Annotated in this window: 27 protein-coding genes; 11 read left to right on the plus strand and 16 right to left on the minus strand. The window is 73.1% G+C overall.

Annotation, left to right across the window (positions count from 1 at the left end; translation table 11 throughout):
• Positions 1-81: 81 nt before the first annotated feature.
• Together ACFY00_RS34330 and ACFY00_RS34335 are read right to left on the minus strand one after the other, a co-directional pair.
• Positions 82-249 (minus strand): hypothetical protein, encoded by a 168-nt coding sequence (locus tag ACFY00_RS34330; protein WP_388037149.1) that lies wholly within the window; start codon positions 247-249, stop codon positions 82-84.
• A gap of 253 nt (positions 250-502) precedes the next feature.
• Positions 503-673, minus strand: a complete 171-nt coding sequence (locus ACFY00_RS34335) for a hypothetical protein (protein WP_388037151.1) — start codon at positions 671-673, stop codon at positions 503-505.
• 254 nt (positions 674-927) lie between these two features.
• On the opposite strand from ACFY00_RS34335, the gene ACFY00_RS34340 reads away from it, so the two are divergent.
• The 3 genes from ACFY00_RS34340 (at position 928) to ACFY00_RS34350 (ending at position 2304) form a co-directional block, all read left to right on the plus strand.
• Positions 928-1779, plus strand: coding sequence for a helix-turn-helix domain-containing protein (locus tag ACFY00_RS34340; RefSeq protein ID WP_388037154.1), 852 nt, complete (start codon positions 928-930; stop codon positions 1777-1779).
• Entirely contained in the window at positions 1776-1982 is a 207-nt protein-coding gene (locus ACFY00_RS34345; protein WP_388037157.1) for a DUF397 domain-containing protein, read from the plus strand. Before ACFY00_RS34340 ends, ACFY00_RS34345 begins: the two co-directional genes overlap by 4 nt.
• Positions 1983-2067: 85 nt before the next feature.
• On the plus strand, positions 2068-2304 hold the full coding sequence (locus ACFY00_RS34350) for a hypothetical protein (protein ID WP_388037160.1): 237 nt from the start codon (positions 2068-2070) through the stop codon (positions 2302-2304).
• On the opposite strand, the gene ACFY00_RS34355 is transcribed toward ACFY00_RS34350, so the two are convergent.
• Positions 2273-2479, minus strand: a complete 207-nt coding sequence (locus ACFY00_RS34355) for a hypothetical protein (protein ID WP_388037163.1) — start codon at positions 2477-2479, stop codon at positions 2273-2275. The genes ACFY00_RS34350 and ACFY00_RS34355 overlap by 32 nt on opposite strands.
• 241 nt (positions 2480-2720) lie before the next feature.
• Positions 2721-2987, minus strand: a complete 267-nt coding sequence (locus tag ACFY00_RS34360; protein WP_388037165.1) for a DUF6959 family protein — start codon at positions 2985-2987, stop codon at positions 2721-2723.
• A gap of 508 nt (positions 2988-3495) precedes the next feature.
• Here ACFY00_RS34360 and ACFY00_RS34365 point away from each other — a divergent pair.
• A complete protein-coding gene (locus ACFY00_RS34365; protein WP_388037168.1) occupies positions 3496-4755 on the plus strand; it encodes a lipase in 1260 nt (419 codons plus the stop codon).
• A gap of 206 nt (positions 4756-4961) precedes the next feature.
• Here ACFY00_RS34365 and ACFY00_RS34370 read toward each other — a convergent pair whose 3' ends face one another.
• The 4 genes from ACFY00_RS34370 to ACFY00_RS34385 all read right to left on the minus strand — a co-directional run bounded on the left by ACFY00_RS34370 (position 4962) and on the right by ACFY00_RS34385 (position 8414).
• Entirely contained in the window at positions 4962-5198 is a 237-nt protein-coding gene (locus ACFY00_RS34370; RefSeq protein ID WP_388037171.1) for a hypothetical protein, read from the minus strand.
• A 469-nt stretch (positions 5199-5667) separates the two neighbouring features.
• Complete coding sequence (locus tag ACFY00_RS34375) at positions 5668-6312, minus strand: ATP-dependent Clp protease proteolytic subunit (RefSeq protein ID WP_388037173.1); 645 nt, start codon at positions 6310-6312, stop codon at positions 5668-5670.
• A gap of 581 nt (positions 6313-6893) precedes the next feature.
• On the minus strand, positions 6894-7682 hold the full coding sequence (locus ACFY00_RS34380; protein ID WP_388037176.1) for an SDR family NAD(P)-dependent oxidoreductase: 789 nt from the start codon (positions 7680-7682) through the stop codon (positions 6894-6896).
• A 75-nt stretch (positions 7683-7757) separates the two neighbouring features.
• Entirely contained in the window at positions 7758-8414 is a 657-nt protein-coding gene (locus ACFY00_RS34385; protein ID WP_388037179.1) for an FMN-dependent NADH-azoreductase, read from the minus strand.
• 186 nt (positions 8415-8600) lie between these two features.
• Here ACFY00_RS34385 and ACFY00_RS34390 point away from each other — a divergent pair, with 186 nt between their 5' ends.
• Positions 8601-9119, plus strand: a complete 519-nt coding sequence (locus ACFY00_RS34390) for a MarR family winged helix-turn-helix transcriptional regulator (protein ID WP_388037181.1) — start codon at positions 8601-8603, stop codon at positions 9117-9119.
• 104 nt (positions 9120-9223) lie between these two features.
• On the opposite strand, the gene ACFY00_RS34395 is transcribed toward ACFY00_RS34390, so the two are convergent.
• The gene (locus ACFY00_RS34395; RefSeq protein ID WP_388037183.1) at positions 9224-9841 is read right to left on the minus strand and encodes an O-methyltransferase; all 618 of its coding nucleotides are present in this window, start codon (positions 9839-9841) and stop codon (positions 9224-9226) included.
• 348 nt (positions 9842-10189) lie between these two features.
• Here ACFY00_RS34395 and ACFY00_RS34400 point away from each other — a divergent pair, with 348 nt between their 5' ends.
• Positions 10190-11197, plus strand: coding sequence for a patatin family protein (locus ACFY00_RS34400; RefSeq protein ID WP_388037186.1), 1008 nt, complete (start codon positions 10190-10192; stop codon positions 11195-11197).
• Between the two features lie 212 nt (positions 11198-11409).
• On the opposite strand, the gene ACFY00_RS34405 is transcribed toward ACFY00_RS34400, so the two are convergent.
• Positions 11410-11934: a hypothetical protein gene (locus tag ACFY00_RS34405; protein ID WP_388037189.1), complete on the minus strand. Its 525-nt coding sequence runs from the start codon at positions 11932-11934 to the stop codon at positions 11410-11412.
• A gap of 186 nt (positions 11935-12120) precedes the next feature.
• A complete protein-coding gene (locus tag ACFY00_RS34410; RefSeq protein WP_388037191.1) occupies positions 12121-13779 on the minus strand; it encodes a hypothetical protein in 1659 nt (552 codons plus the stop codon).
• 242 nt (positions 13780-14021) lie between these two features.
• Here ACFY00_RS34410 and ACFY00_RS34415 point away from each other — a divergent pair, with 242 nt between their 5' ends.
• A complete protein-coding gene (locus tag ACFY00_RS34415) occupies positions 14022-14768 on the plus strand; it encodes a DUF6348 family protein (protein ID WP_388037194.1) in 747 nt (248 codons plus the stop codon).
• Positions 14769-14856: 88 nt separating this feature from the next.
• Here ACFY00_RS34415 and ACFY00_RS34420 read toward each other — a convergent pair whose 3' ends face one another.
• The 3 genes from ACFY00_RS34420 to ACFY00_RS34430 form a co-directional block, all read right to left on the minus strand.
• On the minus strand, positions 14857-15357 hold the full coding sequence (locus tag ACFY00_RS34420; RefSeq protein ID WP_388037196.1) for an NUDIX hydrolase: 501 nt from the start codon (positions 15355-15357) through the stop codon (positions 14857-14859).
• Positions 15354-16853 (minus strand): SDR family NAD(P)-dependent oxidoreductase, encoded by a 1500-nt coding sequence (locus ACFY00_RS34425; RefSeq protein WP_388037199.1) that lies wholly within the window; start codon positions 16851-16853, stop codon positions 15354-15356. The genes ACFY00_RS34420 and ACFY00_RS34425 overlap by 4 nt, the downstream gene beginning before the upstream one ends.
• Positions 16854-16962: 109 nt before the next feature.
• Positions 16963-17904, minus strand: coding sequence for an AEC family transporter (locus ACFY00_RS34430; protein ID WP_388037201.1), 942 nt, complete (start codon positions 17902-17904; stop codon positions 16963-16965).
• Between the two features lie 707 nt (positions 17905-18611).
• Here ACFY00_RS34430 and ACFY00_RS34435 point away from each other — a divergent pair.
• Positions 18612-19469, plus strand: coding sequence for a lytic transglycosylase (locus tag ACFY00_RS34435; protein WP_388037204.1), 858 nt, complete (start codon positions 18612-18614; stop codon positions 19467-19469).
• 158 nt (positions 19470-19627) lie between these two features.
• Here ACFY00_RS34435 and ACFY00_RS34440 read toward each other — a convergent pair whose 3' ends face one another.
• Complete coding sequence (locus tag ACFY00_RS34440; RefSeq protein ID WP_388037210.1) at positions 19628-20710, minus strand: Gfo/Idh/MocA family protein; 1083 nt, start codon at positions 20708-20710, stop codon at positions 19628-19630.
• Between the two features lie 144 nt (positions 20711-20854).
• Here ACFY00_RS34440 and ACFY00_RS34445 point away from each other — a divergent pair, with 144 nt between their 5' ends.
• The 3 genes from ACFY00_RS34445 (at position 20855) to ACFY00_RS34455 (ending at position 23738) form a co-directional block, all read left to right on the plus strand.
• A complete protein-coding gene (locus ACFY00_RS34445) occupies positions 20855-21445 on the plus strand; it encodes a TetR/AcrR family transcriptional regulator (protein ID WP_388037213.1) in 591 nt (196 codons plus the stop codon).
• A 182-nt stretch (positions 21446-21627) separates the two neighbouring features.
• Positions 21628-23067: a GuaB1 family IMP dehydrogenase-related protein gene (locus ACFY00_RS34450; protein ID WP_388037216.1), complete on the plus strand. Its 1440-nt coding sequence runs from the start codon at positions 21628-21630 to the stop codon at positions 23065-23067.
• 233 nt (positions 23068-23300) lie between these two features.
• Positions 23301-23738 carry a hypothetical protein gene (locus ACFY00_RS34455; protein WP_388037218.1) on the plus strand — a complete coding sequence of 146 codons (438 nt, stop codon included), beginning with the start codon at positions 23301-23303 and terminating at the stop codon, positions 23736-23738.
• Here the strand turns inward: ACFY00_RS34455 and ACFY00_RS34460 are convergent.
• On the minus strand, positions 23725-24393 hold the full coding sequence (locus tag ACFY00_RS34460) for a DUF5995 family protein (RefSeq protein WP_388037221.1): 669 nt from the start codon (positions 24391-24393) through the stop codon (positions 23725-23727). The two genes, ACFY00_RS34455 and ACFY00_RS34460, sit on opposite strands and share 14 nt — an antisense overlap.
• Between the last annotated feature and the right edge of the window lie 450 nt (positions 24394-24843).

Consider the following 24843-nt stretch of genomic DNA (forward strand, 5'->3'; position numbering starts at 1 on the left):
CGTCACCCGGAACCGTCTGGGCAGACTCGTCCGCCAAGGCACGCTTATCCAGCCCCGACGAGGCCTCTACCAAAAACGGACTTAACGCCCTCTCAGTTGGCCGGGTTCGACGGCGGGGTGCTGGTTCGGTTCGGTGTGCGGGTGGAGCCACTGTGGGGCGCGCCGGTTGGCGCGGACTTCGTCGCGGGCGGCTCGGACGCCGTTGAAGTAGCCGCCGATGCCGAAGGCGCTGGTGGCGTAGGACTCCACGGCCGTCAGGCGACGTCGTCCCGCGCGGTACGGCCGCCGTGCCGGGGGCAACGGCAGGCAGGCCAGGTGAGGGGGGATCGGCTGTGCTCGGCCAGGATCGGCTCGTCGGACGAGGCGGTCGACCGGAGGGTGCGGGTGCCGTCGGTGCTCACCGTGAGAACGCGGATGGTGAGGCGCGGCGTCGAGCTGGGGTATCCGTGTTCGGACATGGGGGTGGTACCTCGTGGGAGTCGTGCCGGGGAGGGCTCTGCGGTTACGCCGCGGCGTGCTGGTGGGCCCAGGTGAGGAGGCGGGACTTGCCATCCGGGTCGATGCTGAAGCCTCGGCCGCTGACGTGGATCGCGATGGGGCAGCCGACGGCGCGCAGGACGTCTTCGAGGACGTCGGCGACGGTTTCCTGTTCTTCGAGAGTTTCCAACTCCACGCCTGCACCTGCTTCCTGTGTTCGATGGCTGGCTGCGGTACCAGCATCGGCGCGGTGGGCGGCGGGCTCCAGGGGTTGGGGCTTTACAGCGCGGCTGTAAAGCAGTGGACCCCACCGGGCGCGCAGAGGAGTTCAGTCTCACCACGCCCGGTGGGGTCGGGGCACACTGTAGCGCCTGGTGGTTTGGGGTGGCAGTCTTCGCTTTTTGGCTCTTTCGGATAGCTGGCTGCTCACCTACCGATACGATCTACCGCGTGGGTGTTCACAACGGGGTTGTAAAGGCCGGTGTTCTGGGAGAAGTTGACGCCGAATCGACTGCTGAGTCGCTTGCCCTGTACTGGGGACAGCTCCTCAAGCAGTTCCGCGAGAGCGCCGGCTTGTCGGCCGCCGAACTCGGTAGGGCGATCAACTACAGCCCGGCGGCGATGAGTCTCTTCGAGAACGCCCGCCGGATCATGCCGATGGAGACGGCTCGGACCTGCGACGCGCTCTTGAAGACGGGTGGTCAACTGGCTGGCCTGCTGCCGTACGTCCTGTCGGCGGACCTGCCTCCGGAGTTCAAGGACTACGTGCGGCACGAGCGCAGGGCGAATCAGATCCTCGCGTTCGAACCTCAGGTCGTGTCGGGGCTGTTCCAGACCGAGGCGTACGCGGAGGCGGTGTTCCGGGCGGCGCGCCTGGACAACGTCGAGCAGTCGTTGGCGAACCGGATGAACCGGCAGGAGATCCTTCGCGGAGACGACCCGCCGTACATCTGGGTCATCATGGAGGAGCACGTCCTCGACAAGCTTGTCGGCGGCCGCGATGTGATGCGCGCTCAGATCGAGCGGCTGTTGCTGGAAGCCGAAAACCCACGGATCGTCATACAGTTCATCCCCAAGACAGTTGGGGCGCACGCGGGGCTAGATGGACCTCTGACCATCCTATCGTTCCCCGAGGGTCCTGACATCGTTTACGCCGATGGTCACGCGTCTGGGCGACTGATCCTCGCGGCAAGAGCGGTTGCGGCATGCTCACGTACTTATGATCTCCTCAGGTCGACAGCGGTCTCCCCGGAGCAGTCGATCGCCATGCTGAAGGCCAAGTTGGAGGAGCTAACACCATGAGCAAGGCCACGGACGAGCTGACCTGGCGGAAGTCGAGCTACAGCGGTGGGTCCGGCGCGTGCGTCGAGATCGCCGTCCCGACCACCGCGACCACTGCGATCCGCGACTCGAAGGACCCGAGCGGCCCGCAGCTCCGCTTCTCGAACGACGCCTGGGTGGCGTTCGCGACCGCCGTCGCAGCCGGCGAGTTCGGAGAGATCTGAACTCCCGTACCACAAGCCTGAATTCGAAGCCCCCGCCGCCAGAAGGCGTCGGGGGCTTCGGCATGTCGACGGAGAGGAGGGCGCCGTGGCGACGAACCAGAACCTGAAGGATCCCGACGCGACGCTGGACCGGGTCCGGGACTGGTCGGACTGGCTTGCCAGCGGCGAGACGATCGCGACGTCGACGTTCGTCACCTCGGCCGGGATCACCGTCCCGGCGACGGTGTCGCTGCCGGACGGAGGAACCGTCCCGGGAACGTCGAACACCACGACCACGGCGACGGTGCGGCTCAGTAGACGTTGTCGGCGACCAGGTTCTTGAGGTTGACCGCGGCTGCCTCTCCGTTGCACAGGCCGCAGCCGCTCATGAGGTCGGCGATGAGGAGGAACCTGTCGTCGTCGGCCGTGCGGATGCGCTGGAGCTGGGCGGAGGAGGGGATGGCGGCGCGCTCAGGGGGTACTGGGGCGGGGTGACTCCGGCGAGGGACCTCCTGCACGCACACCTGACCAGCCTCTGGGAGCGGCACGTCCCGCCCGGAGAACACCCCGGCACCCTGAAGAGCGATCTGACTCACCCTCCGGCACCGGGGCCCGCCGTCCAACCGCCGACAGGTTCCCACCCCCACTCTTCGATCCCGGCTTCCCACCTTTGACCAGCTCAAGCAAGTGAGGACCGAGAGCACGGCTGGTGAACTCCACGGATCTGACCGCGATGTCGTGACGACTGCAGCCGTTCGGTCAGTAAGGTCGGGCGATTCCGTGGTCCTCCAACGCCGTGTTGTAGCGGGCCAGCAAGCCGTCGAGGTCTGCGAGGAGAAGCGCAGCGACCTCGTGGGCTTCAGCGAGGTCACCCCGGTCGCATGCTTCCACGATCTCGGCCACCTCCGCGCGGATGACCGACAGGGAATCGCCCTGGACGAGCACACCCGGGAACTGGCGCGGAGGCAGACGGACGACGGCATTGTTGCCGGGATCGGTGAACAACTCAGCAGCTATGTGTTCCACCGGACCATCCAACAGGAGGCACGAGGACCGCGGCCAGCGCCAAATCCAAGGAGCCTCATCACCATCGAACGGCCTGGGTCGGGACTGCTCCGGGAACTGTGAGTACGGGCTCGGTGCGGACTCGTGGCCGAAGCCGACGGCGAGGACGCCGTCCCGGCGCGGAAGACGATCCGGTGCGGGTTGCCGCAGTCCGGGCAGCGGACGGTCGGAGCGCACGCGGAGACCTCGACCAGCACCAGGCGAGGGTTTGCCGCCCCGGGGGTTGACGGCGGATCAGGTCAGGGCGGCGGACGCGTCGCCGCACCCGTGCTGGAGGTGCCGGGGTTCGATCGGGCTGCCCGATCCGGCCGAGGGTGAACAGGCGGCCGTTCTGGTCCGCGCTCCGGACAGGCCCCGGTGGAAGAACCGCGTGCTCCACGCGACGTTCCGATGGTAGGGGTAGCCGCAGGACGGGTACGCCTGCTGGCCGGACTGCGGTGCGGGGGTGACCGCACGTAGCGTCGGCGACATGGAACCCACGTACCAGGCAGGCAGGTTGAGGACCGTGCGTCGTCGGCTGAACGCGGGGGCGGCCCTGGTCGGACTGGCCGCCGCGACCGTGACGACGGGAGTCGCGTCCGCGGACACCGTGCACCCGGGCGATCGCGGGCGGTTGGTCTCCGCGGACCAGAGGACCGTCCTGGCCACGAAGGAGGACGTCGCCGCGGCACTGGGCGCCGCCGAGTACGACGCGAGCACGGTCCGGTTCGGAGTGGACACCTACCGACTGGTGTACCGAACCGTGGACCCCAGCGGTCGGCCGGTCACGGCCAGCGGGCTGTTGGCGCTGTTCCGGGGCGGCGGACACGAGTTGCGGACGGTGTCCTTCACCCACGGCACGACCAGTTACCGGTCCGACGCCCCCTCCTCCACGGTCGAGGCGGGGTTCGTGTCCTCGCCGGCCCTCGCGTACGCGTCCGCCGGGTTCGCAACTGTCGCCCCGGACTACATCGGTCTGGGCAGCGGCCCGGGACCCCACCCCTGGATGGACGTGCCGTCGGAGACGACCGCCTCCCTGGACATGCTCCGGGCGGCCCGCGCCTTCGTTTCGAGCACGGGCCGTACGCTGGGCCACGACGTCCTGGTCACCGGGTTCTCCCAGGGCGCCTCGGCGGCGATGGGCCTCGCTCGGACGCTCCAGGCCGGCGAGGACCGCTGGTTCCGGCTCCGAGCCGTCGCGCCGGTCAGCGGCGCCTACGACTTCCGGCACGCCGAGCTGCCGGCACTGCTCGACGGCTCTCTCGAACCCAAGTCGAGCGTGCTGTACTCGGCGTACCTTCTGGTCGCTTGGAACCGGCTGCACCACCTGTACGACTCTCCGGGCGAGGTCTTCCAGGCGCCGTACGACAGGACGATCGAGGCACTGTTCGATGGTTCGCACACCGGCCAGCAGCTCTTCGCGGGCACGCCCGACACCATCGACGCACTGCTCACCCCGCACGGCTTCGAGATGATGCGCCACCCGACCGGCCGCCTGGCCGGAGCACTCCGGGTGGCCGACAGCACGTGCGACTGGGCACCACGCGTCCCGGTCCGCCTGTACGTGGCCGACGCGGACGAGCAGGCGGCCAACGCCAACACCGAGCATTGCGAGGCCGGGTTGCGGTCGCACGGAGTGGACGCGACGGTCGTCGACCTCGGTACCCCGGACTTCGCCGGCTCCAGGCACCTCGGCTCCAACGTCGCCGGTACGGCGGCCATCGTGCGCTGGTTCAGTCGGCTGCCTTGAGAACCGCCGACCCGCCCCGCCCCCCGCGGGCGCGGGGGGGCGGGGCGTGGTGCCCGGGAGGTGGGCGGGGGGCCGTGCCTGCGGGCGCGGGGAGCAGCGGTCGTTCGTTCTCGCCGATCGCCCCGTCGGTGAATGCGCGTGCCCACCCGCTCCCGCCGGAGGGCGCGGGGTGCTGATCGTGCGACGGCCCGGACGGGTTCCGTGGTTCAGCGCAGAACCACGGAGAGCCGCGCCGGGCCGGTCGCGGTGGTGGTGTCACAGAAGTAGACGACGGCCTGCTGGCTGTCCACGTACGCCTGGCCGGCCGCGTTGCAGGCGGCAGCGGTCGGGTACACGCCGATGTAGGTGTAGGTGGACGCCTGGGCGCCCGGGGCTGCGATCAGGGCGCCGCCGGCCACTGCACCGGCCACGGCAACGGCGGAGAACATCTTGCGGAGCGACATGGGTCTCCCTCTCGGTGACGGGCGCGGGGCTCCGGGCCCTCGCGCTTCGTCGAGGAGCATCCTCCGATTGTGAAGGACGAGGCAATGGTCAAGACCAATTTCGGCTGGAAGCGATAAGGTGCTTCTGTGAAGGCGCAGTTCAGAGCCTTCCCGATCGACCTGTCGATCATCTTTCGGACAGGTTCTGTGCTGCCTGGAACCCGACAGGCCGAGACCGTCCCTGCCGACGCGGGAAGCGGTCCCGTCGCTTCGAGGTCGCGCCGAACGCCCAAGGCCCCTTCCGCGGCGTGATCCACCCGACGGGTGCGTGCGGCAGGTCCGCCGGTGCGGCGGGACAGGGGGTCAACGAGACTCCCCGGCGGAACGGTTGAGACTTCGGACGGCTCGCTCAACCGCCCGGGAGCCCCGCTCGTTCTGCCCTCGCGCCGCCTGCCCGGCCGTCACCCGACCGGCTCCCGGCCTGAAGGGCTCAGCGCTTGAGGCCGCCGCCACCGCCGGGGAGGGAGGCGGTCGACTGCATGACCTTGTCGATGAGGCCGTACTCCATCGCCTCCTGCGCGGTGAACCAGCGGTCGCGGTCGGAGTCCTTGGTGATCTTGTCGACGTCCTGGCCGGAGTGCGCGGCGATCAGCTCGGCCATCTCCAGCTTGGTCTTCAACAACTGCTGGGCGTAGATGCGGATGTCGCTGGCCGATCCGGCCAGGCCCGCGGAGGGCTGGTGCATGAGGATCTTGGTGTGCGGCAGTGCGAAGCGCTTGCCCGCCGCGCCGGCGGTGAGGAGGAACTGTCCCATCGAGGCGCAGAAGCCCATGGCGATGGTGACCACGTCGTTCTTGATGTACTGCATGGTGTCGTAGACCGCCATGCCGGCCGTGATCGAACCGCCGGGGGAGTTGATGTAGAGGTAGATGTCGTCCTCGGACTCGGCGGCCAGCATCAGAAGTTGGGCCGTCAGCTTGTTCGCGATGTCGTCGTCGACGGCCTGGCCGAGGAAGACGATGCGGTCCCTCATCAGTCGGCTGAACACCTGGTCGCCGACGCCCCAGGGAGCTGCGCCCGCGTCGGCCCGGGGGCCGTTCGCCGAGAAGCGTTCTCCGGAATCCTGATGAACCATTGTTCCCCCAACCGGGTTGACGGGCGAGTGGTGGTCCGCCGAAAGTCCGTCCCGTTGAAATAAACGGCCACGACGGCCCCCTTGCGCCACAAAGACTTTCGGCCGACTTTAGCACGGGGGACGTCAGGGGACCGGGGTTGGAGATTAGCCCTCGGCATACGGAAAATGGGTTTGAGGCGCTGCGGGGGCGGATTGCGCAACGCCATACGTGCCTCTGTCCAAGGAATTTGTAGCCGTCCGCCGCTGGGAAGGGCGCACTCCTGACTCCCGGCTGCCGGCGGGAGGGGTCGCCGCACTCACCGGAGTCCTCTTCGATTTGTGCACATCACTGGAACGGGGCCGGGGTGCTCCGCCCCCCCGCCAGAATTCCTCGACGGCGTCTCCCGTGAGGAATTCGCGATCGGGGCGGAATCTCATTTCCGTTCCGGGTCGTTCCTTCCCCCGGCGGGATTTCGTTTTCCTCGTCGGCCCGCGTCTGCTCGTGGCTCGGCGACCTGTCGGCCCGGCGCGAGACCGCCACCGTGCGGGGCCGCCGGGCGCAGGCCGGAGCCGGGGGCGAGGGCGGGACGGGGTGGGGCGGGTCAGGGGCCGGCGTGCGGGGCGCGGGCCGCCGCCGAGCCGTCGCGGACCAGTTCGCCGGTCAGGTTGCCGTTGGCGCCCGAGCCGAGGAACACCACCAGCCGGGCGACGTCCTCCGCGTCGGAGAGGCGGCGGGTGGGCGTTCCGGCGGCGAGCCGGTCGGTGAGGGCGGCGGGGAGCGGCGGACGGCTGTCGGTGAGGGTGAACCCGGGGGCCACCACGTTGACCAGGACGCCGTCCCGTCCGGCCTCCCAGGCCAGGCTGCGGGCCAGGCCGTGCAGGCCCGACTTGGCGGTGCCGTAGGGGCCGGGGCCCGGCACGCCCTCCTCCGCGACGCTGGAGGAGACCAGCACGATCCGTCCCCAGCCGCGGGCGCGCATGCCCGGCAGGACGGCGCGGACCTGGGCGACCGCTCCGACCAGGTTCGCGCCGATCATGGCCTGCCACTCCGTCAGCGGCACGTGCTCGAAGCGCACGGACGGGTCCGGCGGGCCGTCCCCGCCCCAGCGGACGGCGTTGGCGACCAGCACGTCGACCCCGCCCCACCGCTCGACGACCGCCTGCACGGCCCGCTCGACGGTGTCCAGCTCCTCCAGGTCGAGCCGGACGGCGAACGCCTGCCCGCCCCCGGCCGCGATCTCGGCGACGACCCTGCCCGCCTTCTCCGGGCTGTTCCGGTAGGTGACCGCCACCCTGGCGCCCTCCCGGCCGTACGCCCGGGCGGTCGCGGCGCCGATGCCGGTCGAGGCGCCGGTGACCAGGACCACGCGGTCCTTCAGTTCGGTGTCCATCGTGCGGAGTCCTTTCCGTTGCTTGCGGTGGTGTGTGTGGGCGGGAGGAGTGGAGGGGGAGGGGGCGGGCGGGGTTCAGGTGGCGGGCGTACGGGTGGCCAGGGCCGCGACCCGGGCGAGCGCTGCGGCGCGGGAGGCCTCGTGGGCGCCCCGGAGGTCGGCGAGGAACGGCATCACCGGCGCGTGGGTCAGCTCGGTGTGCACGAACTCCAGGTCGGTCAGGCCGAGGGCGCTGAAGTAGGCGCGCAGGTACGGCTCCTGGAAGTCGAACGGCTCCCGGGGCGTGCCTGGCCCGTACGCACCGCCCCGGGCGCCGAGGACCACCGCGGACCTGCCCGCGAGCGGGAGCCAGGGCAGCGTGACCCGGTCCAGCCAGGCCTTGAGCGCCGCCGGGACGGTGAAGTTGTACATCGGCGCCCCGATGACCAGCACGTCCGCCCCCAGCAGCTCCGCGACCAGCGGCCGGGTGGCGGCCCACGCCCGGGCGAGGTCCGGCACGGTCGCGGCCACCGCGTCCATGGCGGCGAGGTCCCGCACGCCGTGCAGCGAGGAGAGGGCGGACAGCCGGACGCGCGCCTCGTCGAGCGGCTGCACCGGCTCCGCCACGAGATCGCGGTGGGTGTACGCGCCGTCGGGGTGGGCGGCCCGCCAGTGGGCGGCGAAGACCGTTCCGAGCTCCCGGGAGAACGAGTCGCTCCGGGCGCTGGCGTCGAGGTGCAGTAACTGCGGCACGTGGGTCCTTTCGATGGTGGGGAGGCGCGACGGTCTGTGACCGAAATCAGACTACAGCGAGATGATCTGGAATAAAGACGATCTCAGCAGGAGACGGTAGGAAGTTTTGATGGTGAGCGATCGGGATGGTGTGTGGTCCGGATGGTGCTCGGCCGGGATGATCCGAGGTTTTGTTACTCTGCCGCCATGCCCCACCCCACCCCCGCCGGCGACCCGGCGCCGGACAGTCGGCTCCGCGACGACCTGCACTGGCTGCTGGCCCGACTCAAGCAGGGCCTCGCCACCGCGCAGGCTCCGGTGCTCCGGACGCACGGCCTGTCGCTGTGGGGCTACACGGTGCTGATGGCGGTGGTGGACGCGCCGACCAGGAGCCAGCTCGCGCTGGCCCAGGCGGTCTCCGTCGACAAGAGCAAACTCGTCCTGGTCATCGATGAGTTGGAGGCCGCCGGACTGGTGCGCCGCCGACCCGACCCGGCCGACCGGCGGGCCCGCATCGTCGAGGCCACCGACGCCGGCCGCCGTGTCCTGGACGCCGCGCGCGAGGACGTCCTGGCGATCGAGGACCACCTGCTGGCCGATCTGGAGCCGCGGGCCCAGCAGTCCCTGCGCGCCCTGCTGTCCGGGCTGGTCGGTGACCCCGTCACCCGGGTCGAGAACGGCCGGGAGTACGAGGGCCCCTGCGCCCCTGCGCCGAACGGTGCCTGACCCGGCGGCGGGAGCGGTCGGGCTACTGGCGGGACGTCAGGGGCGGTGCACGGCGGGGTGCCAGGGGCGACGGGGTGGTGAGGGCGCCAGGGGTGCGGAGGGCGTCAGGGGCGACGGGTGGCGAGCAGGGTGGAGAGGTCGGGGGCGAGGCGGACCTCGGTGGTGAGGAGGGCGGGGTGGTCGTACCAGACGGTGCGGCCGGTGTCGGGGCTGCCCCGGTAGGTGGGCGGCCAGGTGGTGAGCGGGGTCAGGTCGTCGACCACCAGGGTGCCGCCGGGGGTGAGCAGTTGCTCCGGGTCGGCGGCTGCGGTCTGCTTGCCGTTGCCGCCGCCGTCCAGCACCAGCAGGTCGAACGGGCCGTGCGGGTGGATCGCGGTCCAGTCGCCGTGCAGTACCTCCAGGTCGGGTGCGTCGGCGAACAACTTCCTTACCGCGGCGACGCGTTCGGCCTCCCGTTCGACGCTCACCACCCGTACGCCGGGGCGCCGCCCGGACAGTAGCCAGCCCAGTCCGACCCCGCAGCCGGTGCCGGTCTCGCCGATCCGCCCGCCCGGGCCCGCGCCCGCGGCGAGGGCCTGCAGCAGCCGCCCGTGCTCCGGGCGGCAGGACTGGTCGAAGCCCGCCCTGACCGCCAACTCGACGGCCCGGGCGACGAGTTCGGGCAGCGCGGCGGCGGGGGTGGCGGAGGTGCCGGCGTGGAGGGAGGTGCCGAGTGCGGACATGCCGTCACCATAACGTGGCACAGGGTGACGGTGGGGGCGGATGGTGAAGGGCGGCGCCGCCGGCGACGGGAGGGCGCCGGCGTTCCGGCTCCCAGTGCGCACAGGCCCAGCGCGGGGTGTCCAGGACGGTGGTGCCCAGGGCGGGGTGCTGCCGTCGGCGTCGGCGCGGCGCGGCGGAGGCGGAGGCGGAGGCGGAACGCGCGGAGGGCGGCAGGGCGGTTGCTGCGGCGGTGCCGGACGGTGCGCCGGGTTCGTGTGCGACACTTCTGGGCGTTCCGGACGGACCGCCCCGGCATCCGGTGGCGGCGTACGGTTCGCGGTGACGGGCACGAGCGCGGGAGCAAGGGCGTGGAGCAGCAGGACTTCGAGGTCGCGGGCGCGGCGCGGCACGGCGTCCTGGCCGCCCTCGCCGAGCGGCGGCGCACCGCGAGCCGTCCCGGGGCGCGCACCGACGGCCGGCGGATCGCCCTCGCCGTCGAGGGCGGCGGCATGCGCGGCATCATCTCCGGCGGCATGGCGCTCTCCCTCCACGAGGCCGGGCTCACCGGCGCGTTCGACGCCGTCTACGGCGCCTCCGCAGGGGCGCTGACCGGGGCGTGGCTGCTCAGCAGTGACCCCGGGCAGCTCGCGGGATGGGCCGACGCCGAGTACGCCCGGGCGATGATCCGCCCCGGCAACCCGCTGCGCGGCCGTCCCGTCGTCGACCTGTACAACCTGGTCGAGCACCTCTACGCGCACGTCGCCCGGATGGACTTCGACGCGATCCTGGCCAACCCCACCACCCTGCACCCGCTCGCCACCCACACCGGCACCGGCGTCTCCACGGACCTCCACCCGCTGCTCACCGACCCGGCCCGGCTGCGCCTGGCCCTGCGCGCCAGCGCCGCCCTCCCCCTGCTCGCCGGGCCGCCCGTCGAACTCGACGGCAGCCACTACTACGACGCCGGGCTGGCCGAGTCCGTCCCGTTCCGCACCGCGCTCGCCCAGGGCGCCACCCACGTGCTGGTGCTGCGCTCGCGCGGCCCGGTCACGGCCCTGGCCACGGCCCCGGCGGTGGCCCCGGCGGCGGCCGTCCCTTCGCGCGGCTCCCGGATGATCGCCCGGACCGTGCTGCGGCGCTACCCGGCGGCGCTGCGCGACTCCTATCTGGCGCGGGCCGAACGGCTGCTCGCCGACGAGGAGTTGCTCGGCCGCCACGACCTGGCCCCGCCCGCGGACGGCCCCGCGGTGCTCTCCGTCCGCCCCGGCCCGGACACCCCGAAGGTCGGACGCCTCGCCCGGGACCCGGCACTGTTGCGGGCCGCGCTGGCGGCCGGGCGGGCGGCCATGGACGACCTGCTCGCGCGCCTGCCCTGAGCACCCGGGCGGGCCCGGCGCGGATGGTCCGAGGGGCGGGCGCGCGAGCCGGGGCCTGCCGGTGTGGCTGCGGGCTGCGGGCTGAGGGGAGCGCCCGGGGCGGGTGGGGACTGTTGCGTGCCGTTGCGTGCCTGTCCGGGGTGCCACCGGTGTGCCGGTGTCGGCGTCGGGTTCGCACGGTCCGGTCGTGGTTCCGGCGGGGCCCGGGGTGGTCAGCAGGCTCGGCGTAGGAGGACGCCGCGACTGCCCGGGGCGAGGGTGTGTTGCGCGGGGAGCGGGGCGGCGAGGTCGATCTCCTCCACCAGCAGCCAACCCTGCTGGGTGGAGAGCCACGGGCGCAGTCGTCCGTCGAGGGCGGACGGGGTGAGGGCGACGAACAGCAGGTCGGTGGGGAGGGCGTGCAGCAGTTCCAGGTCCTGGCCCGCGTGCAGGGTGTCGATCAGCAGGACCGCGCCGAAGCGGCGGCGCACGGGTGGCGGGGCGGCGAGGTCGGCCCCGCTCAGCCGCAGCCGGGCCCGGCCGCGCAGTCGGCTCCACAGCCGGGCCCGCAGCGCGGGGTCGGGTTCGGCGGCGTGCACGGTGTACCCGGCCCGCAGCAGGCGTCCGGTCAGTGCGCCTTCCCCGGCGCCGAGTTCGGCCAGGGCGCCGCTGCCGGGCGGGCGGTGGCGGGTGACCCAGGCGGCGGTGGCGTCCAGCCGCTCGGCCTCGTACTCGGAGGCCAGCAGAGTCTCGGCCACGGTCACGTCCCGTCGCTGGGGTCCAAACGGCCGCGGTCGCGAGCCGCTACGACCCTAGCCATCTGCTTCGTTCGTGGTCCATACCAGCAGGGCGAAAAATTTACGGTTCACGGTCAATTCACAGAGTGGGGAGGTTCGGTGGGGGCGCGCCGGCCTCGGTGGGGCGGTAGGGCGGGCGAGGGCGGATCACTCCGCGGCTTCGAAGCCGTTGACGCCGTCCATGTCGTCGACGGTGTCGAGGTCGAGCTCGAAGTCGTCGTCGTAGCGGTCGTCGTGCTCGGAGGTGGGCTGGCGGTGGGGGGAGACCCGGCCCAACTGGAGGGCCGGGTACAGGGCGGCGGGGTCGTCGGCGATGATGCCGTCGGGGTGGGCGGTGGCGTTCGGATCCTCGGCGTCGACGCGGGTGCCGCTGCCGCGGCGCTGGCCGCCGCGGATGCCGGAGCCGCCGACCGGGCCGTAGCCGCCGTGGCCCATGGCCATCGCGCCCATCATGCCGGGCGGGACGGAGCGGCTCGCCGAGTTGGTCGTGGTGGAGGGCGAGGAGCCGCCCCCGGAGCCGGAGTTGGCGGCCCCTTCGGCGGAGGTCTGGGTCTCCAGGCGGGTGCTGCTCTTCGTGCTGCCCGCGCCGCTGCCCGGGACGGCGAGCCGGGTGGAGAAGCCGCCGACGCCGCCCTGGGCGCCGACACCGCCGTGGCCGCCCGCGGAGCCGGATCCCGAGCCGGAGCCCGATCCCGAGTCAGCACCCGAGCCGGAGCCGCTGCCGTGCGAACCTCCGTTCAGGACGGGCTCCTTGAGGCCGAGGGTGTTGGTGCCGCTGCTCCGGCCGCTGCTGCTGCCGCCGCTGCCGCCGCTGCTGACCCGGGAGCCGGTCGGGCCGAACTTGGGCATCAGTGCGGCGAACGCGGCGAGTCCGGCGTCGCCGCCGCCGATGCGGGGACCGTTCAACTGGGAGAGCGTGCCGCCGGTCGTCGCGTTCGGGCTGAGCGGGTTGGCGGCGAGGGAGGTGAGGCTGTTCAGGACGGTGCGGTTGCTGTCCTCGTTCTCGTTGAGGTTCCCCGCCATCTTGTCCATCTTGTCGGCGGTGTCGCGGAACGAGGCGAGGATCCGCCGGAGGACGTCCTCGGCGATGGTCTGCAGCACCTTCTCGGCGGCCTCGATCACCAACTTGCCGAACTTGTCGCCGGATTCGCCCATCTTCAGGCTCTGCACGATCCGCTTGAAATTGGTGCCGTGCGTCTCGATGTCGTCCGCGTCGCGGCGCAACCCGGCTGCGCACTCGGCGAGTTGGGCGAGGTCGATGGAGAAGCCCTGGCCGTTGGAGTTGTTGGCCGGGGTGGGCAGGACCTTCTCCGCGGCCTTCACGATCATGTCCTCGATCGGCCGGGTGATGGTCTCGGCGAGCTTGCCGACCGCCGCCTCCAGCAGTTGGTTCATGATCTCGCGGCCCATCCGCAGCACCGCCGCCGCGCTCCACGGGCCGGTGGACGAGGCGGCGGCCAACTGGGCCTGAATGGAGAAGAGTTGGGTGATGGACTGGGTCTTGGCCAGCTCGACCACCACGGCCGCGGCGCGCAGCACCTTGGCCACCGTGTGGCAGATCTCGGTGATCTTCTTGGAGTACTTGGTGATGGTGCTCCACAGCTCGGAGAGCCGGTCCGCCGAATCGCCCTGGTAGACCTCGTGCAGCAGGGCCAGCGCCTTGTCCGCCGTCATCTGGGCGCTGTCCAGCGCCCCGGCGAACTTCTCCAACTGGTCGGCCAGTTGGTTGAGCTCGTCCTCGTTGGCTCCCGGGAAGCGCACGCCGAGGAGGCCGATGAGGTGGTTGAGCCCCGATGGTAGTTCCACAGCCATTGCCGCCCCCAGCTGCTGCCCGCGGTAAGTCCCTGATCGCGCAGTGCGACGATACACATGGTGGACGACAACGACCACCTGACCGATCCATCTCGGGCACATTGTGGGCGAACCTGTACAACGTTACGGTGTGCGCCATGGCATGGGGATCATGGTGGCGCGGCCGGTCCGGCACCGGCCCGGGAGCGCCCGGCAGGAGTGCGGAACGGCCTTCCGCGCAGGCGGTGTTGGGTGCGGTGGCGGACGAACTGTCCGCGCTGCACGGGGAGCAGTGGCGGGTCGAGGGCGAGGAGGTGCGCGGACCCGGCGCGTTGGCGGTACGGCTCGGCGAACCGCAGGAGGGCGACCCGGACCGGCTGGAACTGGTGTTCCTGGCCGACCGCGACCGCCCGGAGACCGCCGTGCCGGACCAACTCGTCGGATTCGGCGGCGGATCCGGTGCCGGCGGTGGAACCGGTGCCGGTGCCGGGGGCGGCGACGCCGCGGGTGGGGACCAGGACCCGCTGCGCCGGGGCATCGAGGTGTGGGCGTCCACCGCGGGCGCCGCGCTGATCGAACTCGTCGCCCACAACGGCCGGTTCGCCGGTCACCTGGACCCGTCCGACCCGGACGGCCTGCCCGGCTGGCACGCCATCCACGGCGGCGTGGTCGGTTGGGGTACCGGTCGGCGCTTCCACGACGTGCAGGACTGGCTGGTCCGCAACCCCGTGCTGCCCGCGCTGGCCCCGGCCCTGGGCGGGGACCTCGGGCGGGACCAACTCGTCGGCGTCCAGGTGTGCTTCGGCGGCGGCGCCGGTCGGCGGACGGCCGAGGTCCGGGTGCACGGCGAGCTGCACGCCGCCGCGTCCGCGGCGCTCGCCGCGCTGGACTGGCCACGGGTCGCCGAGGGCGACGCCTACGCCCGGACCTTCGTCCTGCTGGTGCGTCGCGCCGGAGCCCGGCCCCCGGCCGAGGTCGGCCTCCGGGCCGCCGGGCGGAAGTGAGTCCGAGGGAGTGGGTCCGAGAGGGTGCCGGAAAGCCCGGGAACTCCGGGAACGCCCGGGAAGGGCCCGGGAAGGCCCTGACGGGCCGTCAGGAGGCCTGCGGGGGTGCCGGGTAGTGCCAGGTGCCGCCCGGGGCCCGGTAGTTCGGCAGCCAGGCTGACAGGACCTGTGCGGACGGGTAGAACATCGGCTCGGGGAGCGCGTCCACCGCGACGCGTTCCCAACCGGCGCAGGCGTGCGGCTCGGTGACCAGCGCCTCGGCCAGGCTCGGCGGGGCCAGCACCGCCGCCGTCACCCGGGTGCGGCCCAGCTCGTGGTCGAGCAGCACCGCCAGCACCCGCATCTGCTCGGCGGGCAGCACGATGCCGGTCTCCTCGGCCAACTCCCGTGCGGCGGCCGCCTCGAAGGACTCCCCGGGGTGGTCCACCTTGCCGCCGGGCAGGCTCCAGGTCGGCGGCTCCCCGGCGGTGGTGCGCCGTCCGATCAGCACCCGCCCGTCCCCGGTCGGCACGATCACGCCCGCGCCGACCAGTGGCGACAACGGGTGCGCGGCGAGCGGGGGAGCTTCGGCCTGCCGGACGTCCGTCACCACTTGCCCTTCTGGTAGTCCTTCAGGAAGCAACCGTACAGGTCCTCGCCCAACTCGCCGCGGACGATCGGGTCGTAGACCCGGGCCGCGCCGTCCACCAGGTCGAGGGGGGCGTGGAAGCCCTCCTCGTGCAGGCGCATCTTCTCCGGGTGCGGGCGCTCGTCGGTGATCCAGCCGGTGTCCACCGCGGTCATCAGGATGCCGTCGGTCTCGAACATCTCCTGCGCGCTGGTGCGGGTCAGCATGTTCAGCGCGGCCTTGGCCATGTTGGTGTGCGGGTGGCCCGAGCCCTTGTAGCCGCGCTCGAAGACGCCCTCCATCGCGGAGACGTTGACCACGTACTTGCGGCGCGCGGAGGACGCGGCCAGGGCCGGGCGCAGCTGCGAGATCAGGATGAACGGGGCGGTGGAGTTGCACAGTTGCACCTCCAGCAGCTCGATCGGGCCGACCTCGGAGACGGTCTGCACCCAGCTGTTGGTGGGGGCCAGGTCCGGCACCAGGCCGCCCGCGTCGATCGCGGTGCCCGCCGCGATCCGCTCCGGCGAGGCCGAACCCGTCACCAGGGCCAGCGAGGTGACCTCCTCGGCGCTCACCGACGGCCGCTCGCCGCGGCTCTGCCCCGGCAGGGCGGGCACGTCCACCGCGCCCGAGCCGAACCGGCCGATCACCGTGGAGGCGGGCAGCGCGCCCGCGGGCAGCGGCGCGCTCTCGGCCGCCACCAGCTCGCGGTACGCCTCGGGGGAGCGGCGCACGGTCTGCGCCGCGTTGTTGATCAGGATGTCCAGCGGCCCGTCCGCGGCCACCTCGTCCGCCAGCGCCATCACCTGCGCCGGGTCGCGCAGGTCGATGCCGACGATCTTCAGGCGGTGGATCCAGTCGGCGCTGTCCGGCATCGCGGTGAAGCGGCGGATCGCGTCGTTCGGGAAGCGGGTGGTGATGGTGGTGTGCGCGCCGTCGCGCAGCAGGCACAGCGCGATGTACATGCCGATCTTGGCGCGGCCGCCGGTCAGCAGCGCCCGCCTGCCGGTCAGGTCGGTCCGGGCGTGCCGCCGTGAGCGGTTCAGCGCGGCGCAGTCGCGGCACAGCTGGTGGTAGAACGCGTCCACCTCGACGTACCGCTGCTTGCAGGTGTAGCAGGAGCGCGGGCGCTCCAGGATCCCGGCCAGCTCGGTGGTGGTCTCGGTGCTCAGCCCGAACGCGCCCGCCGTCTCGTCGTCGATCCGGCCCGGTGCGCCCGTCGCGGTCTTCGCCGTCACCGCGCGGTCGTTCGCGGTCTTGCGGGCCCGGGTCTCCTGGCGGCGGCGCTGCTTCAGGGTGCGGAAGAGGCCGCCGACCGCCATCCGGACCCGGATCGCGTCCGGGTGGTCGACGTGGATCCCGTCCAGCTCGGCGAGCACCTCCAGGCACAGCTCCAGGCGCTCGGGGTCGATGCCCTTGCCGTAGTCGGTGTCGTCCTCGACCGGGGCGCTGCCCGGGCCGCTCTGCTGGTTCGTCACTGCCGATGCTTCCTCGATCGCCCCATCCGTACCGCCGAACTCTACGGGAGCGCCCCCCGCCGGGGCGAAGCCTGTGACCTGCCGCACTCCCCGCCCCGGGCCGGGCCGGTCAGCCGCCGCCCAGTGACCAGGCGATGACCGACAGCGTCAGCATCGACAGCACCGTCGACACCAGCACCGCCGACCGCGCCAGCACCGGCGCCGCCCCGTACAGCCGCGCGTACACGTACACGTTCTGCGCCGTCGGCAGTGCCGACAGCAGCACCGCCGCCCGCAGCTGCGGTCCCGGCAGGCGCAGCAGCAGGGTGCCGACGGCCAGCGCCGCCAGCGGCTGCCCGAAGGCCTTCACCAGCACCGCGACGGTCAGCTCACCGCGCTCCGGGCGCTGCGCCGCCGCACCCGGCGGGGTGTGCAGCGACAGGCCCAGGGTGACCAGCGCGGCCGGGACGGCGGCTCCGCCCAGCAGCTCCGCCGAGTGCGCCAGCGGGCCGGGCAGCCGCCACCCGGCCGCCGAGAACAGCGCGCCCAGGCCCGCGCCCAGGATCACCGGGTTGCGCAGCGGCAGCAGCGCCAGGCGCCGCAGCCGCTCGACGGGGGAGGGGCGGGCGGCGCCGGTGGTGGCGTCCAGCACGGCCAGCACCACCGGTGTGACCAGCAGCACCTGGAGCAGCAGCACCGGTGCGACGAACGAGGCGTTGCCGAGCACCTGCGCCGCCACCGGGATGCCGAGGTTGCCGGAGTTCACGTAGCCCGCCGCCATCACCGCCACCGTCCGCTCGGCGGTGGACCGCTTCGAACGCCGCCCGGCCAGCAGGCCCAGCAGCGACGCCACCGCCGTCCCGGCGGCGAACGCCAGGACCCAGGTGTCGGCGAAGGACGCCAGGTCGGTGCGCGCCACCACGGTGAACAGTGCGGCCGGCATCGCCACGTGGAACACGAACCGCCCGAGCACCGCCTCCGCGTCCGCCCCCAGCAGTCCCGTCCGCCCGGCCAGCCAGCCGACCGCGGTCAGTACCCAGATCGGCGCGAACGCCGCGACCAACGCCTCCACCCTGACCTCCCACCGCAGTCAACCAGGTGGCTCGAACGTCGGGTCGGAGGGGAGGGGGGAGGGGACAGCAGGAGAGGAGAGGTGGGGCGAGGGGGCGGGGGTCGGGCGGCGGGTCGGCGGGAGGGGTTGACGGCGTGTGAGCCGGGTCACGGGACGGGCGTGAGCCGGGTCACGGGCGGGGCGGTTCGGGTGGCCGGGTGGCTGCGGTGCGTGGCCGGGGGGAGAGCGGGGTCACAGCGGCGGGCGGTGGTCGGGGTCACACGGGGGCGGTGGGCGGGGAGGGCGTTCGGGGGCGCGGAGGCCTTGGCAGCACTGGCCGAGGGCCCAAGAACCCCGGAGCGGGGGCACGTTGGGCACCCCTGTGGCCTTCTTCACAGGCGGGCCGGAATACGGGGGGTCCGGAGGGGTGAACTCCCTTGCCGCACAAGGGAATCCGGGATGTGAAGGAGTTGTGGAGAGCTCATGTCGGGATGTTTGCCGCTCCGTTGGGGCTCCGGCAGTCTCGTGGTTGTGCCCCGAGCCGATCCGAGTGCTCACGGGGCCGACACGGCGCAGCGGACCGCGAGACCAGCGCGGCGCACGCGTCCCCCGGTGAGCACGGAGCCGCCGGGCCGGCCGTCCCGGGCCGAGGAACCCGCATCGAGCGGGGATCCCGCATGTCCACCCGGGCTCGGCGTGACCTGGAACGACTCTCGGAGGTACTCGACATGCGACGCATCAAGCACAACCTCGGCCGACTCCCGCAGGTGCGGATGGGCCACCACCGCATGCCCGACGCCGTCCTCGGCCTCGGACTGCTCGGCGCCATAGCCGTCGGCACCGTGCTGCCCGTCTCGCAGGCGATCGCCGACCCGGCGTCCCACCGCGCCGACGCAGCCGCGGTCGCCACGGCGGACACCCAGGACGCCAACCGCGACGGCGGCCAGGCCGCCTCCCGCGGCGAGGAGCGCCAGCCCGTCCAGCAGGACCAGGCCCAGCCCCAGCCCCAGCCCGACCAGGGGCAGCAGGCCCAGGCCCAGCAGGACCAGCAGGCCGCCGACCAGCAGGCGAAGCAGGCTGCGGAGCAGCAGGCGCAGCAGGCGAAGGCCGAGCAGGAGAAGCAGGCCGCCGAGCAGCAGGCCCAGCAGCAGGCCGCGGAGCAGCAGGCGCAGCAGGCCAAGGCCGAGCAGGAGAAGCAGGCCGCCGAGCAGGCCGCCGCCCCCGCGAAGAAGACCTACCCGAACAACCTGGACGGCTGGATCGAGGAGGCCCGCGACGTGCTGGCCGCCAACGGCAAGCACGTCCCGTCCGCGAAGGCGATGCGGGCCGCCGCGATCGCCGAGTCCTCCGGCAACCCGAACGCCCAGAACAACTGGGACTCGAACGCCAAGATCGGCACCCCGTCGATCGGCCTGACCCAGATGATCATGCCGACCTTCAAGGCGTACGCGCTGCCCGGCCACACGGACATCCGCAACCCCGTCGATAACCTGGTCGCCAGCTCGCGCTACTGCGACGCCCGCTACGGCAACATGGACAACATGGCCGCCGCCCGCGGCTACGGCTCCCACTGGCGCGGCTACTAGGAACCGCCCGCCCACGCGGAACCGCCTCTCGGCCCCCTCGGTGCACCCCGCGCCGCAGGGGGCCGCGGCGTGCCCGGAGAGCGGGGGAGCCCGGAGAGCGGGGGAAGGGGGGTGTGCGGGGGAAGGGGGGTGTGCGGGGGAAGGGGGTGCGCGGGCGGTCAGGGCCGTTGCGGGGTGCCGGTCGCGGCGGAGCGTTCGACGGCGGCGAGCAGGCGGTGGTGGGCCGCGGCGGTGCGGAAGTCCGGGTGCGGGGGACGGTTCGCGGCGGCGGCCGCGGCGAACTCCCGGTAGAGGGCCGCGACGTTGGCGACCGGTCCGTCGGCAGGGTGGAAGGGGACGGTGCGGTAGGCGGCGGGCACCTCGAGCGGTTCGCCGTCGAGCCGGATCTCCCAGTCCGTCCAGTGCGGGTAGCCGCCGGGGCGGGTGCGGGTGGCGGGGGTGGCGGTCAGGGTGCCCGCGGAGCCGACCAGCCGGAGCAGGAAGCCGTCCGGGGTGCCGCTGCCGCCGTGCACGGTGACGGAGGCGGCGGCGCCGTTCTCCAGGGTGCCGAGCAGCATCAGGTGGGCGGGCACCCCGTTGCGGACGGTCCGTCCGGTGCCGACGACCTCGACGTGCTCGCGCGCGCCGGGCAGCCGGGCGGAGAGCTCGACCAGCGGGCCCGCGACCCGGTGCAGGACGGCCAGGAAGTGCCCGGCCATGACCGTCAGCAGCGAGGTGCCCCCGGCGGGGTCGGTGGACCACTCCAGCTCCGGGGCGATCCGGGCGCCGCCCAGCGGGTCGCCCGCGGCGACCAGGACGGCGGCCTCCAGGCGGCCGATCCGGCCCGCGGCGAGCAGGTCGGCGAGGAACCGGGCGTCCGGCGACCAGTGCCCCTGCAGGTTCACGGCGTGCCGGACGCCCGCCGCCTCCGCGGCCCGGGCGAGGTCCTCGGCCTCCGCGGCGTCCACGCCCAGCGGCCACTCGGACAGCACGTCCTTGCCCGCGGCCAGCGCGGCCCGGATCACGGCCGCGTGCCCGGCCGCCCGGACGGACACCACCACCAGGTCCACCTCGGGGTGCGCGACGAGCGCGGCGGTGTCGGTGAGGGCGTGCGGGACGCCGTGGGCGGCGGCCACCGCCTCCGCGCTGGCCCGCCGGGTGGTGGCGACCGCGGTCACCGCGTACTCGTCCAGCCCGGCGAGCGCGGGCAGGTGCGCGGCGTTGGCCCAGCCGCTGGCTCCGACGATCCCGACCCTGATCATGTGTCCTCCCGAGGGGTCCGCGCCCAGTTTCTAACCGAACGGTTAGAAACTAGGGGGCGGAGCGGCCCGGGGCAAGGGGTTCCGGGGCGGGGGAGGGGTAACGTACCGATCGACCGGGGTGGGGAGACGGAGAGGAGGCGCGGCATGCCAGGCGGTCGCCCGCGCGGGTTCGACCCGCGGACCGCGCTCGACCGGGCGCTGGAGCTGTTCCGGCGGCAGGGCTACGAGGGCACCTCCCTGTCCGACCTGACCGCGGCGATGGGCATCAACCGCAACAGCCTCTACGCCACCTTCGGCAACAAGGAGCAGTTGTTCCGGCAGGCCCTCGACCGCTACGCCGCCGGGCCCGCCGCCTTCGCCGCCGAGGCCCTGGAGGAACCGACGGCCCGGGCCGTGGTCGAGCGGACGCTGCTCGGCGCCGTCGAGCTGACCTGCGGCGAGCGCGCCCCGTCCGGTTGCCTGAGCGTCAACGCCGTGCACGCCTGCGGCCCGGAGTCGGAGCCGGTCCGCGCGGAGGTGGTCGCCCGGCGGGCGGCCGGGGAGGACGCCCTGCGCCGCCGCCTCGAGCGGGCGCCCGACCTGCCGCCCGGCTGCGACCCGGGCGCCCTGGCCCGGCTGGTGCACACCGTCACCGACGGCATCGCCGTGCAGGCGGCGAGCGGACACGACCGCGAGCAACTGCTGCAGGTCGCGGAGCTGGCGCTGCGCGCGCTGTTCCCCGCGGGGGAGGGCTGAGAGGAACCCCTTGGAGGTTCGTACGAGCGGGTTCCGGAATCCGGCGGCCCCGGTTGTGTCGATCTTCAGGATTCCGGCGTGAGCTGGCTCGGAACGGGGGATTGAACGAGAATCGAACGTTGGGTGTGCGCGGTTCGACCGCGGCGCGCCGTAACGTTTCTCCCCAGCCAGAGAGCCCCTTCATGCGCTTCCTGAACGACCTCAAGCCCGCGTACGACCTCACGTACGACGACGTCTTCATGGTCCCCAGCCGCTCCGCAGTGGGCTCCCGGCAGGGCGTCGACCTCTCCTCGAACGACGGCACCGGCACCACCATCCCGCTGGTGGTGGCGAACATGACCGCGATCGCCGGGCGCCGGATGGCCGAGACGGTGGCCCGCCGCGGCGGGCTGGTCGCCATCCCGCAGGACATCCCGATCGAGGTCGTCTCCGAGGTGATCGGCTGGGTCAAGCAGCGCCACCTGGTGCACGACACCGCGCTGACCCTCGCCCCCGGCGACACCGTCGCCGACGCGCTCTCGCTGCTGCCCAAGCGCGCGCACGGCGCGCTGGTCGTGGTCGAGGGCGGCAGGCCGGTCGGCGTGGTGACCGAGGGCGACTGCCAGGGCGTGGACCGGTTCACCAGCCTGTCCGAGGTGATGTCGCGCGACCTGCTGCTGCTGGACGAGGGCATCGACCCGCGCGCCGCCTTCGACCGCCTCAACGAGGCGCACCGCAAGCTCGCCCCGGTGGTCGCCGCCGACGGCACCCTGGTCGGCATCCTGACCCGCAAGAACGCGCTGCGCGCCACCCTGTACACCCCCGCCGTCGACGCGGCCGGCCGCCTGCGGATCGCCGCCACCGTCGGCATCAACGGCGACGTGGCCGGCCGCGCCAAGTCGCTGCTGGAGGCCGGGGCGGACGTGCTGGTGGTCGACACCGCGCACGGCCACCAGGAGTCGATGATCAGCGCGCTGCGCGCGGTGCGCGGCCTCGACCCGCAGGTGCCGGTCGTCGCGGGCAACGTGGTCTCCGCCGACGGCGTGCGCGACCTGGTCGAGGCGGGCGCGGACATCCTCAAGGTCGGCGTCGGCCCCGGCGCGATGTGCACCACCCGGATGATGACCGGCGTCGGCCGCCCGCAGTTCTCCGCCGTCCTGGAGTGCGCCGCCGAGGCCCGCCGCCTGGGCAGGCACGTCTGGGCCGACGGCGGCGTGCGCCACCCGCGCGACGTGGCGATGGCGCTGGCCGCGGGCGCCTCCAACGTGATGGTCGGCTCCTGGTTCGCGGGCACCCTGGAGTCCCCCGGCGACCTGCAGACCACCGCCGACGGCCGCCAGTACAAGGAGAGCTTCGGCATGGCCTCGGCCCGGGCCGTGCGCAACCGCACCTCCGACGAGTCGGCCTACGACCGGGCCCGCAAGGGCCTGTTCGAGGAGGGCATCTCCACCTCGCGGATGTTCATCGACCCGGCCCGCCCCGGCGTCGAGGACCTGATCGACTCGATCGTCGCGGGCGTCCGCTCCTCCTGCACCTACGCGGGCGCGGGCGACCTGGAGGAGTTCCACCAGAAGGCGATCGTCGGCGTCCAGAGCGCGGCGGGCTACGCCGAGGGCAAGCCGCTGCACTCCAGCTGGGCCTGACGGCGGGACGACGGGGGCCGGAGCACCGCTCCGGCCCCCTTCCCGTGCGCGCGGCCGGTGGCCCCGTCATCGGACACCGGCCCCGTGATGCCGGTCGGTGGCGCCGGTCGTGGGCCCGGAACGGTCGGTCGGCGAAAAGGCGTTGTCCCTCCGGGCGCGGATCGGTGACCATCGTGCTCCGTGCACCCTGACCGCCGGACGGGTGGACTGCCGCCGCGCTGGAGGGAGCTGGAATGGCGACCGAGGAGACCACGACCCGGCCGGACGTGCTGGAGCCGCTCAGGTCCCATCTGCGGGACCCCTCGTACGAGTTCGAGGTGGGTGCGGGCTGGTGGCCGCTGGTGCTGCAGTGTCACCTGGCAGTGGTCGCGGAGTTCCCCGGGTACGAGCTCCTCGCCGTCAAGCAGAAACTGGGGTCGCTGGCCTTCCAGGCGTCCCCCAGCCCCGCGGCCCGGACGTCCGCGGAGTTCGCCCGGCTCGCCGAGGTGATCGGGATCTTCGCCCGCCGCAGCGCTTCTGTGTGCGAGCGGTGCGGCGGGGTCGGCATGCTGCGCCGGAGCAGGCCGCGGATCATGCTGGTCCTCTGCCACGCGTGCGAGTCGCTGGTTCCCGGCCGCCGCCGGGCGGCGGCCGGGGCGGCGGTGCCCGGGCGGGCTGTCAGTTCGGGCTGAGCGGGGTGAGCAGGGCACGGCTGACCATGCCGACCGAGCCGGAGAGGGCGTCGGTGACCAGGGTGCGGGCGGGTGGGAGGTGGCGCAGTTCCCAGAGGGCGAGGAGGGAGGCCCAGGCGGCGTCGCGGGCGCGGTCGATGCTCCAGACGGAGAGGACGTGCAGCAGCGGGCCGTCGATCGGGAGGGGGAGGAGGGACGTGCGGACCTGGGCCTCGACCTGGGCGAGCAGGGTGTTGATGCGCAGGTAGTCGGCGTGCAGTCGGTCCGGGGTGCGGTCGGTGAGGCGGCAGGTCTCCAGGACGGCGAGCGGGAGGTCGTTCTCGATGTGGGCGTTCATCCCGGCCAGCGCGAACTGCAGCGGGTGGACGTCCGGGGCGGCGCGCAGTTCGAACAGCGGGCGCCAGCAGGCGGCCGGGCGGCGGCCGGCGCGGTCCTCGTCGACGGCGGTCAGGTAGCGGGCGGCGAAGACCGCGTCGAGTTCGGCCATGGTGGCGGGGTCGTCGAAGTACGCGGTGGCGAGGTGGTCGCGGACCAGGCGGGTGACCGTCAGGTACATCGTGTTGAACACCGCGACCCCGTCCCCCGGCGGCAGTTCGGCCGCGAGTCGGGTCATCCGTTCGACCACCTGGTCCACCGTCAGCACGGGTGCGGTCATGGGGAACCTCCGGGGTGGGCGGTCGGACAAGCGGATGGTGGGCTGATACTCCGTCACCTTCGCAGGCGGGCCCGCCGCTGCCAAGGCGTACACGTGGGGCGGGCGGGTGGAAAAGGCGGGGGAGGCAGGGGGAGGACGCCGGTGGGGGAGGGGTGGGAAAAAGCAGGTGCGCGGGGTGGGGGCGGTGGGGCAGCATGGGCGGCGGCGGCGCTGCCGGGCGCAGTTCGCGCTCGCGCCGTCCCCTGTCCCCGGAGGCTCGCGTGGTGAAGCGATATTAGAGGCGGTGCACACCGCCCTCCGGCCTGCCCCTCGACCTGCGGGCGGCCGAGCCTCCCGGTCCTTCCCGGACGACCCCGCTGACGTACTGATGCGCTGACGTGCCCCCCGTGCGGGTGCGCCGTCCGCTGCCGGTGCGGTCGTCGACACCCGCCGTGAGCCGTGGGCGGCCGT

The organism is Kitasatospora sp. NPDC001540, from assembly GCF_042894345.1.
GTDB lineage: Bacteria > Actinomycetota > Actinomycetes > Streptomycetales > Streptomycetaceae > Kitasatospora > Kitasatospora phosalacinea_C.